This is a genomic window from Micromonospora sp. MH33 (genome assembly GCF_003013775.1).
Taxonomy (GTDB): Bacteria; Actinomycetota; Actinomycetes; order Mycobacteriales; family Micromonosporaceae; genus Micromonospora; species Micromonospora fulviviridis.
Genome location: NZ_MUYZ01000647.1, coordinates 1 through 1151 on the forward strand (window position 1 = coordinate 1; position 1151 = coordinate 1151).

General features: G+C 79.1%; 1 protein-coding gene and 1 pseudogene. Both read right to left on the bottom strand.

What is annotated here, in order from left to right; translation table 11 throughout:
• Positions 1-332, bottom strand: a pseudogene (locus B0E53_RS36650) (hypothetical protein); the annotation flags it as partial.
• A gap of 156 nt (positions 333-488) precedes the next feature.
• Positions 489-857 (bottom strand): hypothetical protein, encoded by a 369-nt coding sequence (locus B0E53_RS36655; protein WP_246835786.1) that lies wholly within the window; start codon positions 855-857, stop codon positions 489-491.
• Between the last annotated feature and the right edge of the window lie 294 nt (positions 858-1151).

Sequence of the window (1151 nt, forward strand, 5' to 3'; positions counted from 1 at the left end):
GCGAAGCGCCGGGCAGCGGCCTCGGCCTCGTCGTACGCCCGCCAGGCGCGGTCCGCCTCGTCCTGGGCGGTCAGCCACTGCTCCCGCCGCCGCCGGGCGGTCTGCGCGGCCCCGGCGGCGGCCACCGCCACCTCGTCTGCGTAGCGGCGCAGGTCGGCCCGGCGGGCGGCCTCCTCGGCGACCGGGTCGGGGACCGGATCGGTCTCGTCGTCCCGCTCGGGGCGGGCGACCAGCACGGCGAGCACACCCAGGGCCAGCAGGAGCAGGGCCGACCAGATGGCGGCGGCCTCGGGGACCTCGGTCAGGAAGCGGTAGAGAACGGTCTGCGGCATGGTCGGCACCTCACGGGAGAGAACGTGGCGGAGAGGTGTCCGCACGAGCCGTGGGAGCGGCGGTGCACCGGGAACGGGTGCCGGGCCGCCGACGGGCGGGTGCGGGGGTGAGGTTCGGTGCGTGCGGCGGGCGCGGGCCGGCGGCCCACGGCGGGCTCAGCGGGCCGGCGGGGCCCGGGAGCCGACGGTCGCCGGAACCAGCCCGGTCAGTGCGAGAGGCCGGTCCGCGGGGCGGACAACGGCTTGGGTCGCGGCCACCGGCCCGGGCCCACCGACCGGCACGGCCTGCCGGTCGGCTGCGCCGCCCCGGAGGTTCTGCCCGGCCCCGGCGACGGCGGAGGTCCGGTCGGCCGCGTCCCTGAGGTCCTGGTCGGCGGTCCGGAGGGTCAGGCTCTCGACGGAGGCCACCGCCGGGGCTGCCACCGGTGCCGTCGCGGCCCCGCCGACGGGCAGCGTCGCCGCGCCGAACGAGCAGGCGACGAGCACGGCCAGGCTGGCCAGTGTGCGGGCGACCCAGCGCGTCACCCACCACACGGGACAGGTGAGCGCGATCGGCAGCACGGGTACAAACTACCGCCGATGCCGCCACAACGCACCGTCGCCGGGCGTGTCGCGCCGCCACGGAAACGGGGCCGGCGTCCACCGTGGACCGCCGGGGGACGCTTGTGATCAGATCCGGCCGGAGCGGACGGCGCCGGGAGGCCGCGCGTGGCTCAGCCCGGGTCGCGCCGCCCGGCGTACTCGATGGACCTGGCCGGGGTGGCGGGGGCCTCGATGGGCCCGGCGGGGGCCGACCGCGGGGCGGGCACGGGCGGCGCC